12 protein-coding genes and 3 pseudogenes are annotated in these 15,511 nt (G+C 68.5%); 8 read left to right on the plus strand and 7 right to left on the minus strand.

The window, feature by feature from the left end:
• The first annotated feature begins 178 nt into the window (after nt 1-178).
• From ABFX55_RS11610 to ABFX55_RS11625, 4 genes are all read left to right on the plus strand, one after another.
• Nucleotides 179-730 (plus strand): RNA polymerase sigma factor, encoded by a 552-nt coding sequence (locus ABFX55_RS11610; RefSeq protein ID WP_346120317.1) that lies wholly within the window; start codon nt 179-181, stop codon nt 728-730.
• Nucleotides 727-1,587 (plus strand): hypothetical protein, encoded by an 861-nt coding sequence (locus ABFX55_RS11615; protein ID WP_346120318.1) that lies wholly within the window; start codon nt 727-729, stop codon nt 1,585-1,587. Before ABFX55_RS11610 ends, ABFX55_RS11615 begins: the two co-directional genes overlap by 4 nt.
• Before the next feature lie 980 nt (nt 1,588-2,567).
• Nucleotides 2,568-3,143, plus strand: a complete 576-nt coding sequence (locus ABFX55_RS11620) for a hypothetical protein (protein ID WP_346120319.1) — start codon at nt 2,568-2,570, stop codon at nt 3,141-3,143.
• A gap of 485 nt (nt 3,144-3,628) precedes the next feature.
• Nucleotides 3,629-4,204 carry a DoxX family protein gene (locus ABFX55_RS11625; RefSeq protein WP_346120321.1) on the plus strand — a complete coding sequence of 192 codons (576 nt, stop codon included), beginning with the start codon at nt 3,629-3,631 and terminating at the stop codon, nt 4,202-4,204.
• Nucleotides 4,205-4,698: 494 nt separating this feature from the next.
• On the opposite strand, the gene ABFX55_RS11630 is transcribed toward ABFX55_RS11625, so the two are convergent.
• Nucleotides 4,699-5,178 carry a carboxymuconolactone decarboxylase family protein gene (locus ABFX55_RS11630; RefSeq protein ID WP_346120322.1) on the minus strand — a complete coding sequence of 160 codons (480 nt, stop codon included), beginning with the start codon at nt 5,176-5,178 and terminating at the stop codon, nt 4,699-4,701.
• Nucleotides 5,179-5,415: 237 nt separating this feature from the next.
• Between ABFX55_RS11630 and ABFX55_RS49785 the strand changes: the two are divergent.
• Nucleotides 5,416-6,331: pseudogene (locus tag ABFX55_RS49785) on the plus strand (RNA polymerase sigma-70 factor).
• A gap of 416 nt (nt 6,332-6,747) precedes the next feature.
• On the opposite strand, the gene ABFX55_RS11645 reads toward ABFX55_RS49785, so the two are convergent.
• Together ABFX55_RS11645 and ABFX55_RS11650 are read right to left on the minus strand one after the other, a co-directional pair.
• Nucleotides 6,748-7,068 carry a hypothetical protein gene (locus tag ABFX55_RS11645; protein ID WP_346120323.1) on the minus strand — a complete coding sequence of 107 codons (321 nt, stop codon included), beginning with the start codon at nt 7,066-7,068 and terminating at the stop codon, nt 6,748-6,750.
• Nucleotides 7,069-7,110: 42 nt separating this feature from the next.
• Nucleotides 7,111-7,704 (minus strand): TetR/AcrR family transcriptional regulator, encoded by a 594-nt coding sequence (locus tag ABFX55_RS11650; protein ID WP_346120325.1) that lies wholly within the window; start codon nt 7,702-7,704, stop codon nt 7,111-7,113.
• Between the two features lie 47 nt (nt 7,705-7,751).
• Between ABFX55_RS11650 and ABFX55_RS11655 the strand changes: the two genes are divergently transcribed.
• Nucleotides 7,752-8,162 carry a VOC family protein gene (locus ABFX55_RS11655; RefSeq protein ID WP_346120445.1) on the plus strand — a complete coding sequence of 137 codons (411 nt, stop codon included), beginning with the start codon at nt 7,752-7,754 and terminating at the stop codon, nt 8,160-8,162.
• A gap of 1,143 nt (nt 8,163-9,305) precedes the next feature.
• Here the strand turns inward: ABFX55_RS11655 and ligA are convergent.
• The 4 genes and pseudogenes from ligA to ABFX55_RS11670 all read right to left on the minus strand — a co-directional run bounded on the left by ligA (nt 9,306) and on the right by ABFX55_RS11670 (nt 12,539).
• Nucleotides 9,306-11,405, minus strand: coding sequence for an NAD-dependent DNA ligase LigA (gene ligA / locus ABFX55_RS11660; protein WP_346120327.1), 2,100 nt, complete (start codon nt 11,403-11,405; stop codon nt 9,306-9,308).
• Between the two features lie 221 nt (nt 11,406-11,626).
• Nucleotides 11,627-11,758: pseudogene (locus ABFX55_RS49790) on the minus strand (IS481 family transposase); the annotation flags it as partial.
• Nucleotides 11,759-11,914: 156 nt separating this feature from the next.
• Nucleotides 11,915-12,048, minus strand: a pseudogene (locus ABFX55_RS49795) (hypothetical protein); the annotation flags it as partial.
• A complete protein-coding gene (locus tag ABFX55_RS11670; protein ID WP_346120328.1) occupies nt 12,048-12,539 on the minus strand; it encodes a DUF6194 family protein in 492 nt (163 codons plus the stop codon). The gene ABFX55_RS11670 and the pseudogene ABFX55_RS49795, both read right to left, overlap by 1 nt.
• Before the next feature lie 42 nt (nt 12,540-12,581).
• Between ABFX55_RS11670 and ABFX55_RS11675 the strand changes: the two genes are divergently transcribed.
• Together ABFX55_RS11675 and ABFX55_RS11680 are read left to right on the plus strand one after the other, a co-directional pair.
• The gene (locus ABFX55_RS11675; protein ID WP_346120330.1) at nt 12,582-13,307 is read left to right on the plus strand and encodes a MerR family transcriptional regulator; all 726 of its coding nucleotides are present in this window, start codon (nt 12,582-12,584) and stop codon (nt 13,305-13,307) included.
• Between the two features lie 1,679 nt (nt 13,308-14,986).
• Complete coding sequence (locus ABFX55_RS11680; protein WP_346120331.1) at nt 14,987-15,373, plus strand: hypothetical protein; 387 nt, start codon at nt 14,987-14,989, stop codon at nt 15,371-15,373.
• Nucleotides 15,374-15,511 lie beyond the last annotated feature (138 nt).

The following is a 15,511-nucleotide window of genomic DNA, read 5'->3' on the forward strand; positions in this document are numbered from 1 at the left end:
GGTGAGCCGACGGCCACGCCAGCACCCTCCTCCGCCGAGGTGACACATAGCGGTACCGAGGCGCCGCCACGGCGCGATCTCCTCGAGTCTCTGCCCGTGGCCTGAAATTCTGCCGTCGCTCGCGGACACGTAGGAAACGAAACCCGAAAGCGTTCGGAAGGTCCGATGAGGATGACGCATGGATGAAACAGACAGCCGGCACCGGTTCGAGGCCATGTACCGGCACACGTATGAACAGATCCTTGGCTACGCCATGCGGCGGTGTTCCTCTCCCGAAGACGCCGCCGATGTCGTGGCCGAGACCTACGTGATCGCGTGGCGGCGCATAGGGGAGCTTCCGCGTGGCGAGGCCGGCAGGCTCTGGCTGTACGGCGTGGCCCGGCGGGTCCTGGCCAACCACCGTCGTGGCGAGCGACGCAGAGCCACTCAACACGCCGAACTCACGGCCGAGGCTGAAGTCCTCTACGCCATGCCCTCTCCTCAGACAGGGGCTGACGAAGTGGACGAGGCCATGAACATGCTCTCCGACGATGATCGCGAGCTGCTGGCCCTGTCCGTCTGGGAGGAACTCGACCCCGGAGAGATCGCCGCGGTGCTGGGCTGCTCACGCAACGCCGCCCGCATCCGCCTGTACCGCGCCCGCAAGCGCTTCGCCACGGCGCTGGAGAAGACCTGCCCATCGATGCCCCGCCTCGAAGCGCGGCCGCTCATCGAGAAGGAGTCACGGTGAACAACGACCAGATCTTCAAGAACCGGGCCAGGGTGCTGGACGAGGACCTGGCCGGCCGGGCGTCCACCGCGGGGGCGGACGCGCTGCTGGCCGAGATCGTCCTGCTGGAGCAGGAGCCGGCCCGGCGGCGGCTCACGCCGTCACCCCGCCGCGCACTGCTGGGCCTGGCCGCTGTGGCCGTCCTGGCTGGAGCCTTTGTCGTCGTACCATCCCTCTTCAAGGAGTCCGGGCAGGTGTACGCCAGCCAGGCTGTGACAATCGACCGCGACGGCGACTGGTACGTCTTCTACATCACTGACGGCGATCCCGAGCCCGCCGAACTGGAGAAGGCCTTCAGGAAGGTCGGGCTGGACGGCATCACGGTCGAACTGATCCCCGTCTCGCCGCAGCAGCGCGCGCCCGTCGTCGGGTTCGACAAGACTGATCCCGACGCACGCATGTCGTCCACCCTGTCCGACTGTGGCGAGCGCGTCGAAGGGTGTCTGACGGCCTTCCGCGTGACCGCCGGCATCAAGGGGTCCGCGCAGTTCCACCTGGGCCGCCCGGCGAAGCCGGGCGAGAGGTATTCCTATCCTGCCGATGCGAGCTGGCCAGGTGAGGCGCTGGCCGGAGTGAAGTTGCAGGGACGTTCGGTGGCCGAGGCGGTACAAGTCGTGCGCGAGCGCGACCTCAAGGTGGCCTACGAGCTCGACTGGCCGCTTCGGGACGGGGGCCACGGCGTTCGCTTCGAGCAGGGCGTGCCCGCTTCCCGCATCGATCCGAGCTGGAAGGTGGCGACAGCGGAAACCTACAACGACGGCGTGATCGTCCTGCACATCGAGCCAGGGGCAGGCGCGACTCCACCGCCCGGATTCTGAAGTGGAAACGGGTGAGCACTCGTCAGCGCGGAAGGGGTGCTCACCCGTCGCTCAACGCGAACCGACATTCAGATGGTGCGTGCTTCGGCGCGCCTCCTACAGGGACCGGTCTGCTCCGGGTCCGCGCCGAGCAGGAGTAGGAGGCCGGTCCTCGGCCGCGCCGGTCTTCCACTCCTCGCGCGTCACGCCGAGAGGGATGTCCTGACCGTCCGCTCGGGTGCCCGCACTGAGCATGAGGTCGCGACAATATCCTGCGCCGCTGTCGCCTCGGCGCACACCTCAGGCCGTCTCGACGAGCAGCCCTGGTCAGGTCGTGCTCACCGAGGACGAAACCGTTGCCGGGAGGCTCCGCCGCCTCGGTGAGCGGGCTACCACCCACCGCGAGCCATGAGTCGGTCGGCAACGCGGTCGACGGGGTGCGGACCACCCTCTTCGGGGTGTCATCACCTTCGCGCAGCGCTACAAGGCGGACCCGGTCATCTACCGCCGCAGGCGGCCCATCAGTAATGAGTACGCCCGATGGAAGGTGTCATGGCGGTTGTGGATCGGCGGCGACCAACTCGTCCGCAGAGCGTGGAGCACGTGGCGCGACCAGGTCCCCCGGCGACGGGTCCTCCTACGCCTATGCTGCTCCTCCACCATGGCGTCCGGGTCGCTGGGCGGCCGCGGCGGCCATGAGGAGCGCGGCGGCAGCCAGGGCGAACGCAGCCTGCGACCTCACCCAGCCCGATGATCGTTTCCGGTCACGGCGCCAGACATGGAGCGCATGGCCCAAAGCAGTGAGTCAGCTCCCGGTGGCTTGCTGAGCACGGCGCGTACGAGAATGGTTTCTCCAGAGCGCCAGCCTGCGATGTGCTCCGTAGAGTGGCGAGGTACTCGAGGCTGGGCGCAGAGCGCGGCTCGCTGACCACGCCCGTCCACCGCTGGCGATACCGCGCCTGCGCTGGTGGCTCCGACCCGCTGGAGAGGTTGATCCGTTCGTGTTCGATGAGATCATCGCTCGTTACGATGCCTTGGCACTTCACACCTTCGCGTACACGGTGACCATGCCGGGCTCTGGTGTTCTCGCAATCGAGGATGCCGCTCGTCGCCTGGGATTCGACCCGGCCATGGTGCGGGGTCATGAAGAGCCGCACAGCGATTGCGGTCTTTCCCTCTACCAGATCGGCACCGGCATCGTCATGTTCGACCGGAACCCGGGCGGTTACCGCAACGAGACGATCGATCGGCTCGCAGGCGAAGGGTTTCGGCATTGGAGCCTGGCCTTCGACATCGAAGGCAACACCAGCATGTATGTCCGCTACGGAGATGCCGAAGGACACCTCGAACACCCTGAGGAGATCTGGATACCCTTCACACACTGGGCAGATCACCTCGGTCCCTTGGTTGGCTACGCCGAACTCCTCGGCGCCGGCTATGACACCGAGGACGGGGAAGCAGCGGTGGACATGACCTCGGCATGCTTAGCCGTGATCGAACTGGAAAGCGGCGTTCGTCTGGACGATGCGCTGATACGCAGCTCACACTCGGGGTTACCGCCGCTGCCGATGTCATGACCCGTGGCAACGCCAGTGAGAGACGGCCTTGATGCCCGCCTATGCCCGGACACTCCTCCCCCACAAGGGATCGCCGAGGCCGCGATCAGCGTGCTGACGTCGTCCTGACCATGCCCCTTTGTGAGCGCAGCCGATAAACGCGGGAGCGGCCAGACGAGCGGCTTCGCCCACATCAACGGTGCAGGTCACCAATCAAGATCACACGGTTGGGCCCCGTGAACGCGAGCCTTGCGGGCACCCCGTCGTGGACGCTCGATCCCCGCACCGCGGCTACCGTCCCAGCCCGCAGTCACGGGCCAAATTCTTGTTTTCGCAGCTAGACCGCGTCTCGCGTGTCCCGCCCTGTCCCGCGGACGGCGCGCGCGACCCTGCTGCGGTGGTCAGATGTGTCCTGTCAGCACGTACGGAGCACCACACGCTGACAACGGAACGAACAGAACCAGCGCGTTCCCCGGCCAACCCGACAAGAAAGGCAGTGACACGACATGAGCCAGCACGTCAGCGAGAACTCACTCGACGTCAAGAACATCGAGCAGCAGCCCAAGGAGCGCGGAAAGAGGTTCACGCTCAACGGCGCATTCTGGTCACTCCAAGTGTTGTTCGGCTTCTTCTTCGCCGGCAGCGGTTTCGGCAAAGTGCTGTTGTACGACGAAGCCCTGTATGCGGCAGCGCCCCGGGCCGTGGCGTGGTACGCCGCGGTGCCGCAGTCCCTGATCGTCTTCATCGGGATCTGTGAGGTACTTGGCGGGGTCGGCCTGATCCTGCCGGCGATGACGGGGGTCAAACCGAAGCTGACGCCGCTCGCCGCCGTTGGCCTGGCGCTGACGATGATCCTCGCGGCTGGTTTTCATATCATGCGCGGCGAATACGCGTTGGTGCCCGCGAATCTCTTGCTGGGAGGCGTCGCGGCGTTCATCGCGGTCGGACGATGGAGGCTGAGGCCCGTCGCACCCGCGATCATCACCACCTCAGGCGCCCTCAAGTCGTTCGCGGTCCTCATCGCACTGACCCTGCTGGTATTCGTTCCGACGTGGTACACGATGACCAACGTCCAATTCTGATCACACCGTTTCGCACACCGACTGCCCCGACTCCCTCGCCCAGCATGAGCGGCTCATGCAGCCGAGCGGGTGCGCCCGGAGGAAGCGCGGACCCGGTGGCTGTTTCCGGACGCTCACGCCCGTTTCCAGGCCGCCCTGGAGGCGCTGCCCGCCTCGCAGCCCGTTCGCCTTCACGAAGACCTGACGCCACAGCCTCGGGGATCAGCCAGGCCACCCTGTACGACCTGCTGCCGAGCGCCGCGACGATGACGAAGAAGGCGCGACTGAGCAGGAAGCCGCTCGACAGCTGGTCAGCCGCCCGCACCGCCAGCGCGCCGTCATCCCCATTCCCGCCCCCCGGCCCGGCAGCCAGGCGCAGGGCCCTGGCGATGACCGGGCTGCCGAACAGGTTCACACGGGTGGCCATGATGCACTCCTTGCCGGAGTTGATGACGATGGTTCGGTTTCAATGGATTGGTGACGTGGGTTCGCACTGCCGAGCCGAACTGGCCGGACTAGTAGCCGAACTGGCCGGGCTGGTAGTTGCCGCCGGGCATCCGGTTGATGACGCCGAGCCGGTTGTTGGCGTTGATCAGGGCGATGACCAGCATCAGGGTGGCGAGCTGGTCTTGGTCGTAGTGCTTGGACGCGTTGGCCCAGGCCTCGTCGGTGACGCCGCCGGCACCGTCGGCTATGCGGGTGCCCTGCTCGGTCAGCTCCAGCGCGGCGCGCTCGGCGTCGGTGAACACCGTGCTCTCCCGCCAGGCCGCGACCAGGTTGACGCGCGTGGCGCTCTGCCCTGCGTGCGCCAGATCCTTGGCGTGCGCGTCGGTGCAGTAGCCGCAGCCGTTGATCTGGCTGGCGCGCAGCAGCACCAGATCGCGGGTCACCGACGGCAACGTCGACTCCTTGATCAGCACCATGCTCGCCGAAGCGATGTGCTTGAGGGCCTTGGCTGCGACGGGGCTGCCGAACAGGTCCATACGAGCTTCCATGACTTCGTCCTCACTACTGGAGATACCTGCCGCGCGGATCACCGGCGTGGATCATCGGCGCGCGGCGTCTGATGACCATGGAGATGCCGGTGACCCAGCCCCCGTGACACCTCGATCGTGTGACATGAATCACAAGCTCTGGCTGTCACAAGAGGGTGGGGACCGGCGTCTTGTGCGTGTGGCACGATCAACACCGAAAGGCAGAAGCCCACGATGAGCGAGCGCAGCGAACCGGCCATGGACACACCCGAGCCGCCCGCCGACCGTGGCCGCGTGGACTCAGCCACCGAGGCGTTCGTGGCCCACCGCAACCTGTTGTTCACCGTCGCCTACGAGATGCTCGGCTCGGCCGCCGACGCCGAGGACGTCCTGCAAGAGACCTGGCTGCGGTGGGCGGACGTCGATCTGGACCAAGTGCGGGATCGGCGCGCCTACCTGGTCCGGATCACCACGCGTCAGGCGCTGGGCCGGATGCGTACGCTCCGCCGCCGCAAGGAGTCCTACGTCGGCCCCTGGCTGCCCGAGCCGCTGCTGACCGCGCCGGACGTTTCCCATGACGTGGTGCTGGCCGACAGCGTCTCGATGGCGATGCTGCTGGTGCTGGAGACGCTCGCGCCGGTCGAGCGGGCGGTGTTCGTGCTGCGCGAGGTGTTCGACCTCGGCTACGACGAGATCGCCGAAGCGGTCGGCAAGACCCCCGCCGCGGTCCGCCAGATCGCCCACCGGGCCCGGGCGCACGTCGCCGCTCGCCGCCCGCGCGGGGTCGTCCCCCCCGGCCGAGGCCCACGAGGCGCTCAAGGCGTTCCAACAGGCGGTCGAAACCGGCGATCTGCAGAATCTGCTCGACAAGCTCGCACCCGACGTCGTCCTGCTGGGCGACGGCGGTGGAGTCGTCCAGGCCGCGCTGACGCCCGTCGTCGGCGCCGACCAGGTGGCTCACGTGCTGGCCACCGGGCGGCTGAGCACGATCACCGCGGCATCGCTGCAGCTGACACAGATCAACGGCTATCCGGCACTGATTTTCCGGCTCAACGGCGAGATCGACACCGTCCTGGCGGTGCGCATCGACGACGGTCTCATCACCGGCCTGTACGCCGTGCGCAACCCCGAAAAACTGTCACGGATCGAGCAGCCGACCACCCTGCGCCGCTGAACCCGGACAGGTGACGGACACCGCTGGAGGAGGTAAGGCGCTGCGCCTTACGATCGCGCCTGAGTTATGTCACGTGCCACCAGGGGCGATGATCGACCGAAACCAGAGGGATGCCCTGCGCGGCGGCCTGGCCCTCAGGGACGGGCGGGGCCGGTTCGTCGAGCGGTTGTGAGCCGACCTGTCCCCGGATCGCCCCCTCCTCCGTGGACAGGTCCCTTCCCACCGGGCGCCGCACCGGCTCAGGCGCTCGCGCGGGTAGGCGCGTACGCGGATACAGGGGTGTGGAGCCGAGAGCCAGGACGCGGTCGTCTGCGGCCTGTCTGGATTAAACGGGTTCGACGCCGGCGGCCGCTCCTTGCGCGCGCAGGACCGTCACGCCCGGGGCGGTCTGGCCCGCGACGATGGCAAGGCAGTCTTCACAAGCGATGGACTGGCTGCTGCCGCTGGGCGAGGCTTCGGGCGTAGGCAGGCGACACGGAGACCCCGACCGTCCGTTCCCGGGCCCGGAAGCGCGCGTCAGGTGGGCTGCTGAACCTCCAGCCGGGGCCCGGCTCACGGCCTGGCCGGAGGTCGAGCCCTTTGCATATGTCGAGCTCGAGGGGGATGTCCCAGTCGGCGACGCCGCTCTGGGGCAGCGGCGTCGCCTTGGCCACCGCGTGGCTGAGCTGCGTGGTCGTCATGGCGACCGCGCGCCGCTCTGCTGCGTAGGTCAGCGCCATCTCATGTGGGCCAGGCACAGGAGAGATCATTCCGTTTGGCGCTTTGGTGCGCCGAGCCGGTCACGAACGCACGCGCAGCGACTCCAGCATCCGCACGAGGGCGGCCTGGGTGTCGGCCAGGTCGTTCGGGCCCGTCGAGGAGGCCAGCCACAGCGCCGCCTCGTTCATCGCCCCCGAGAGCAGACGGGTCAGCGGCGCGAGCGGCTGGCCGGCGATGACCCCTGCCTCGACCAGCGCCGCCAGCGCGTCGGCCAGGTGGCTGGCCGAGGCGGCCTCATCCATCGCCCGCCACTCGTTCCAGCCCAGTACGGCGGGGCCGTCGATGAGCATGATCTGCTGCACCTCGGGATCGGCGCCCGCGGCGAGGAAGGCCTCGCAGCCGGCGACGAGCTGGTCCCACGGGTCGTCCATGGCGTCGGCTCCTTCGGCCACCCGCCGGCCGACCTCCTGCTGCACCTGCTCGACCACCGCGCGAAACAGCTCGGCCTTGCTGTCGAAGTGGTGATAGAGCGCGCCCTTGGTGACGCCAGCGGCGCGGACGATCTCCGACAGCCCGACGGCGCCGTAGCCGCGCGCGGCGAACAGTCGCCTGCTCTCGCGCACGAGCGTCCGCCTGGTCTCCTCGCGCTGCCGCGCCCTCGCCGTCCCATTCACATACCGATGGTATGCTGACATACCGTCGGTATGTGAAAGGACTCACCATGACGCTGACCAGCTTCTATCCGGTCATCTGCACGACCAGCCTCAAGGAGTCGCACGACTTCTACACCCGTTTGATGGGCTTCGAGACGACCTTCGAGGCCGACTGGTACGTGAGCCTGCGCCGCGGGCCGTACGAGCTGGCCCTCCTGGACCCGAGCCACCCCACCATCCCCGAGCGGTATCGGGGCAGGGCCGCGCAGGGGCTGCTGCTCAACTTCGAGGTGGAGGACGTCGACGCCGAGTGGGAGCGGCTGGTCGTGCGCGAAGGACTGTCCGCCGAGCTGGAGCTGCGCAGCGAGGACTTCGGGCAGCGCCACTTCATCGTGGCCGACCCCAACGGCATCCTGATCGACGTCATCACCCCGATCCCGCCGCAGGGCGAGTACGCCACCCAGTACGTCAACCCATGACTTCCATGCCGCCCCCATATCCGGGGGCGGCCCGCCCCCAGGTACGCCGGCACGAGCGGACCCTACGATCACACCTCAACCCCAGAGCACCCGAGCTGACCAGCTTCCTAGCCCTCAGAACACCCCGGCAAGCGGACCACCCGATCGACACATCCCAGCCGCTGCCTCCGCCACCGTGGCGCATGTGCACGTGAGCTCGCATGGTTCGACAGCCCAGCCTCCCCTCCGCCTCCGTGGGGTTTGCGAATGGGCAGCACGGTCAACATCCCAGGCCCCACCTCCGCCTCGGTGGATGCGTTTGCGAATGGGTGCGGTCGAGATTCCACGAACCTCCGTCACCGTCGATCGGGAGCGGCCCGCACGATCGACGGCCGCCGCCCGACCACAGACTCCGGACCCACCGCCGCCTGCGCGCCCGCCAACCCGCTGCACGCTCATCGCCCCCGCTCCACCCTCACTCTGCCGCCACCGAGAGGTCAGCCTCACGATCGATATCCCAGACTCCGATTCGCCTCCGTGGAGGCGTTTGCGAACAGGACGCACGGTCGAGATTCCACGCCTCCGTCACCGCCGGGCGAGAGCGGACCGCACGATCGACGGCCGCCGCCCGACCACGGGCTTCGGACCCACCGCCGCCTCCGTGGTCGCCATCCCGGCCGGACGCTCTGCGACCCCGGGCCTCGCCATGCCGCCGCCGGAAGGCGATCGACAGCCCAGCCCCGCCTCCGCCGCCATGAGCGGGTGCGGGCGCACCGCACGGTCGACGACCTCCGTCCAGCCACCAACGCCGGCCCAGCGCCAACCGATCGGACGCTCATCGACCCCGACACCACCCCGCCCTCCTGGGCGAACGCGAGTGGGCCGGACGATCGTCTGATCCAGGATCGCTCCGACCACTGGCCCGGCCAGGCTTGCATTGAGGGGCGCAACGGCTCGTCCATGCCCCTACAACGGGCACGCGACCCGCGTTGATCACCGTGACGCGCGGACGCCGACCCGCCCTCGCCAACCCGCTCTGCCCGGTCGCGCTAGCCCGTCCTCGCCACCTCCCAGTCCGGTCGCGCTAGCCCGTCCTCCCCCTGCTCGCCCCGGTCGCCCCTTTCGTCGCGGTCGGTCAGGCGGCTTCCGGTTGGCGTGGGCGGCCTATCTGAACGCCGCGACGAGGTCGGCGAGCTCCTCCGGGGTGACGATCCGTACGCCCAGCGCTTCGGCCTTGGTGCGCTTGGATCCGGCCTTCTCCCCCGCCACCAGCAGTGACGTCTTCGCCGACACGCTCGAGGACGCCTTGCCTCCCGCGCGCTCGACCAGCTCGTTCACCTCGTTGCGCGACAGCGCCTCCAGCGGTCCGCTCATCGCCCCTGTGACGACCACTGACATCCCGGCCAGTGGCAGCTCGGGCACGTCGTCCGCGAGTGCGTGGCCTACAGGATCGGGGCCCTGGCCTGTGAGGGTGGGTGGCACGGCTCCTGGCTCGGTCATCGTCACCCCCGCCTTGACCAGCTTGTCGATGAGAGGCCCGAGCGCGGCCAGCTCGGCCACCACCACGGGCGCCTTCTCGGGGCCGATGCCCTCCACGGCCTGGATCGCCTCGGCGTCGGCCGCCCTGATCGCCTCCATCGTGGCGAAGTGACGGGCGATCCTGCGGCTCATCGACCGGCCGGTGCCACGCACCCCCAGCGCGCAGAACACCCGGCTCAGCGGCCTGGTTTTGGCCTGCTCGATGGCGGCGAGCAGGTTGTCGCTGCTGACCTCGCCCATGCGCTCGAGGGGCAGGAGCTGCTCGCGGGTGAGGAAGAACAGGTCGGCGAAGTCGGCGATGAGCCCGGCGTCCAGCAGTTGAAGGATGCGGCTGTCGGCGAGGCCCTCGATGTCGAGCTGGTCGCGCCCGACCGCGTAGGTGATGGAGGCGCTCGCCTTGCACGCCCTGCCGCGCACGCACCTCCACCGCTCCTGCGAGGCGTCGATGCCGTCGCCGCACGAGGGACACACCTGCGGGAACTCGATCGGCCGCTCGTCGCCGGTGCGCAGGTGCACGACGGGCGCCTCCACGCGCGGGATCACGTCGCCCGCCTTGTAGACGACGACGCTGTCGCCGAGCATGAGCCCTCTGCGGGTGATGTCGGCGACGTTGTGCAGAGTCGCGTACTTGACCGTGCTGCCGTCGAGCTCCACCGGTTCGAGGACGGCCCTCGGGGCGATGACGCCGGTGCGGCCGGTGTTCCACTCCACCGCGACCAACTTGGTGATCTTCTCGGTGGCGGGCAGCTTGTAGGCGACCGCCCACCTCGGCGCGCGCGTGCCGAACCCGGCCTGCGCCTGGTCGCCGGCCAGGTCGCACTTGACGACGATGCCGTCGATGCCGAAGGGCAGCTCGGCCCTGAGTGCGGCGATCTGCTCGATCCGCTCCTGCACCCCCGCGAGGTCGGTGGCGACGACGCCCGCCACGGCCGTCACGGCCGTGGTGCGCACGCCCTGCCCCGCGACCCACTCCATGATCTGGCTGTGCGGCAGCTCCCGCAGCCGCGCGGCCAACTCGGAGTCGTCCTGCGGCGGCAGCGGCAGCGCGCCGTAGGCGAAGAAGGTGAGCTCGCAGGTGTAGGCCCGGTCCTGGGCGCGCAGGGTGCCCGCCGCCGCGCTGCGCGGGTTGGCGAACGTCGTGCCGTCGTGCGCGCGGCGCTTGTCGCACGCCTGCGCGAACTGCTCGGCCGTCATCATCACCTCGCCGCGCAACTCCACCGTCACCGGCTCGGCCAGCCGCTCCGGCAGACCGACGACGGTGCCGATGGCGTGCGAGACGTCCTCACCGGCGGTGCCGTCCCCCCTGGTGACCAACTGGACGAGCCGCCCACCCCGGTAGCGCGCGGAGACCGCGAGCCCGTCGAGCTTGGGCTCCACACTCCACGCGGCGACCTGCCGCCCGAGCCTGCGCTCCAGCGAGGTCACCCAACCGGCCAGCTGCTCGGGCTTGAAGACGTTGTCGAGCGAGAGCATCGGCACCGTGTGCGGCACGTCGCCCACCACCGCTCCACCGGCCACCTTGCCCGTCGGTGAGTCGGGCAGCACCTCGTCGGGATGGGCCTGCTCGTAGGCCTCGATACCGCGCACCAGCCGGTCGTAGGCGTCGTCGTCGAGCGCGGAGGTGCCGTCGGCGTAGTAGGCGGCGGAGGCTCCGACGGCCTCGCGCACGGCCTCGGCGTAGGAGGCGTGATCGGCCAGGAGGATCATGGGGGGTGCGTCGCTCATGCGTTCATCATGCCGGTCGGCACCGACAATCCATGGAGGCCGGGACGGCCGCCCCCGCAGGCGGCCGTCCCGGCATGGAGCAGCGAACTTACCACTGCCTCGACGCGCCGGATTCATGTCCTCGACGATTGGGACGCCAAGAGCTGCCGCCCGGCTGACGCTATAGTTCGGCATCGCCGAGCGCTAGCTGTATGGGGCCAGGACGTTGTCGATGCGTTCGATCGCGTGATGCCGTGGGCGGCGAACCATTCCCGTGCGCGATCGAGGAATGCTGCGGCGGTGGCGCCCTTCTCGTCGTCGAGGGACTCGGTGTAGGCAAGGCGCGTGTGACCGTCGATCGCAGAGTGGAGGTAAGCGCGGCGACTGATCGTGACGCCTTCCCGCTCCAGCTCGAAACCGATGCGCCGCCGACCACTTGTGTTCGCGCCGCATCCACTCGATACGCGTAATGATCGACCCCTCCGTCGCGGTGGGCTGACGTAGGGTCCGAACTGCGTGTAACGGTTCACCCACTTCGATGCCGTGGCGCGGGAGATCCCCATCTCTGCGGCGACATGGGCGATCGGGCGAGTCGGCATCGCTCGACAAGGCGGCGGCGGCCTTCGATGGTCAGCGGCGCGTTGCGGTGGCCGCCGGGGCTCATCAGTCGTGGGCGGGGCCGGCGCCGCCCCGAGCCTGGCGGCGCTCGACGCGGCGCTGATCGGCGAGGTGAGCTTCGTGGAGAGCCGCCAACGCGCGAGTCGTGGTGCGCGAGCCCGGGTTCACTACCGCGACCCAGCCGTAGGCGCCGTAGAGCGGGTGTGGGAGGAACGTGTCCGTCTCGCTGAAGTCGACAGTCGATTCCTCGATCGACTCGGGCGGGTATCCGACGAGGTCGGTGAACAGCTGTGACCCGACGTGGATGTTCAGGCGCCACCGGTCGGGCGCATCGAGGCGCGATTCGACGTCATCCGGGTAGTCCTTCGTGACGATCGTCGCGTAGGGCTGCCTGTTCCGCGGAACCTCGCCATCTGGGGCGTAGTAGAAGAAGAAGTCCCCCCAGGAGATCTCGGGGTGCTCGCTTCCTGATTGGGGTGCGAGCTCCAGCACACCGACGTAGCTTCTGATCTCTGTGAGAATCTGTTCCGAAGTCATGGTTCAAGTGTGAACTTGAAGTGCTTATGGAGGGTTGGGATCGTGGAAGCGACCATCGTGTCCGCGCCCCAGGCGTATACGACGAGCAGTCTGGCCGCAGCCACCGGCTATTCCGTCCAGCAGATTCGCGACCTCGAACGCCTCGCCGTCATACCTCCCGCCATCCGGCAACCCAATGGGTACCGCCGCTTTGGTTCCGAGCACGTCACAGCCCTGCGCGCCTACCGCAATCTCGCGATCGCCGTCGGCCCGGTCGCGGCTCGCAGCACGCTGCGAGAAGCACAGACCCTCCCGTATGACCAAGCAATCGCCCGTATCGTCGCACTTCACGTCGCACTGGCTCGGTCCCGCGACGACAGCATCGCAGCCCTCCAGGCGCTCGACGGCATCGTCGAGGAGGACTCCCACGACGCGGCGCCTACGCCCGCCGATTCGATGAGCATCTCGGAACTGGCGAACGCGATCGGCGTGCGCGCCTCCACGCTCCGCTTCTGGGAACAACAGGGCCTCGTCACCCCCGAACGCACCGCCGGGCTCAACATGCGGCACTACCCGCTCGCAGCGATCCGGGAAGCGCGAATCGTTGCTGCGCTACGCGCCGGCGGCTACCGCATCCCCGCAGTACAAGCGGTGATGAAATCCCTCCGCAGGATCAGCGACACCGACGACGCCCGCACCGCGCTCCAGAACCGACTCCGAACAGTCGCGAGCCAATCAGAAGCGCTACTCCGAGCCGGCACCGACATCGCCGACCTGATATCGCGTTGAGCGGACCGGCCTACCAGCACCCGCAGGTCGCCGCTGGGCATGAAGACCAGCTTCGGCATCCGGTCGCGGAGGTCCACGTCGTCCATCGTGGCCGACACCGGCCGCGGGCTGCCCACCAGCCTGCCGCTGACCAGGTCGAACAGCTTTCGGTCTCGGTCTGGGCGCGCGCCTGTGCCACCACGGCCACTGTGGCCGGCTCGGCCGCTGCCAGCCGGCGCTTCGGGGCCAGGTCACCGCGCAGCCGCTCGAGGTCGCGCTCGCATGGTGCGCGCCAAGCAATTCCCCTGGTCATACCCCGTCTCGGCCCCTCGCAGTACATGAGACACATCACAACTCAACAGGTTTCCGGCCGGAACTATAGGGCATTTGGTAGCGGCCGCTGCGAAGTTCCCGCAAGCTGCAAATCAAGATCATTGCCTGACCCATGGGCAACGAGACGAGATTCAGAAGGACGAACACGAAGCATGTCGTTCACCGACGAGTACGACCACGACGACGCGCACGCCGAGTGCTTCCAGCCGCACGTGGGCACCGACCTGGACTACTACGGCAGTGAGGGACGTCCGTTGTAGGTCTCAGGACGGATCAGTCGCCGAACGCCCGGACCAGGCACGACAGTCAGCCGGACGGTCAGCGTGCAGTGGCAGCCGAAGCGCGCGCACATCGACTGACGTTCAGATGACTGCTGCTGGAAGCAGTGCCGTTCTTCTTGCTTCCAGCAGCAACTCCGCTCGGTAGAAACGCCCCCGCCAGGTCTCAGGTGCTCATGTTCAGGCCACGACCTCCACGAGCGGAAGTCACACCCGCCCCCGCCCAACGGGTGTGGGGGACAGACAGACCAGGGCTCAACGCCGGTCACACTCACCGTGGGCGGAGATCACGTGTCCGTCGCAGGTCAGTGCCTGTCCGCGCGAACGATGAACCGCCCCGAGGCCTGGATGTCGCGGGCGTCCTGCTCGGCTCGGCCGCCGCCTTCGCGCTGGTCGACGCCATGTCCGCCGGCCTGGGCGCGGCGCCTGTCCCGGGTGGGTACGGCAGGCGCCGCGGTGCCTGCTCGCCGGAGGCGCCGCGGTCGCCGTCTGGCTGATCGCCTTCGCCTCCATCCTGTCCCGCCTCCCCGACGACGCCTACTTCCCGGTCGGCGACCTGCTCGTCGAGATGGGCCTGTGCCTGGGCATCACGCTGGCGGCCGCCGTCCGATACGCCCCTGGACGGCAGGCCGCCATGGCCGCCGTGGTGGTCCAGCCCGCGCTGGCCGCTCAGGCCGCTGAGCGTGACCATGTACTTCCCGTCGGCGGAGAACTCGGCGGTGGCCGCGGTGCCCTTGAAGCCGAGAGGGTCCGGCTGGCGACGATCCTGCTGCCGGACCAGATCAGACTCTGGCCGCCCACCTGCGGGTTCGGTCGCTTGAATGCCCTTCCACTGGCGGATGACCCACCGGGCGGGGACCGTGAGGATGACTGGCATGGATCCGGAACCCGCCCTGTCAGTCCGGTTCGGTCTGCCTGACGGCCCCGCCCGGCGTGGCCGATACGGCCCCGAGGCGGCTCTTGACAGGAAGCCTGCAAACCGTGTGACATACGTCGTGTATGTTACCGACACGGAGTAGGCGCTCACTTCCTGAGCCGCCGCCGCGGGCCTGTGTCCGACCATCCGAATCCGTTCTACCGGGAGTAGACGTGAAACGATTCTTCGCATTCTTAGGCTCTTTTCTGCTGGTCAGCTCACTTGCCGCACCTCCCGCCGCCGCGGCGGCCGCTCCGCGGCTGAAGCTCAGCTTCGGGTGGTGCAAGACGGCCTGCGAGATCCGCATCAAGGTGACGAACACCAGCCGGTACGACATCGCCTGGGTGGGCGGAACCTGTCGCCTCAGGGTCAATGGACGCTACGTGGGCAAGGGCACGATCTACCTCGGCCCCATCAAGCGTGGCCATTCCCGCAGCAGCACGTGCAACGTGGTCGATGCGCGGTTGAAAGAGGCGTGGTGGGACTACGAGAACGGCGACGCCGACTTCAGGACGTACGCCACCGTCAAGGCGATCCCGCACTACCGGTACCGCCGTTGATCCCGGCTCTCATCCGGGACGAGCCCGGCCTTCGTGTGACGCGGTTGGCCGTGACGGTGACCTGTCTGGCCTGGGCCGCGGCGGCCTGCTCGGTGCCGCCGGTGGAGGTCGGCTCGGCCCGGCCCGCCGGGTCCGGCG

Source organism: Nonomuraea roseola (assembly GCF_039535395.1).
Classification (GTDB): domain Bacteria; phylum Actinomycetota; class Actinomycetes; order Streptosporangiales; family Streptosporangiaceae; genus Nonomuraea; species Nonomuraea roseola.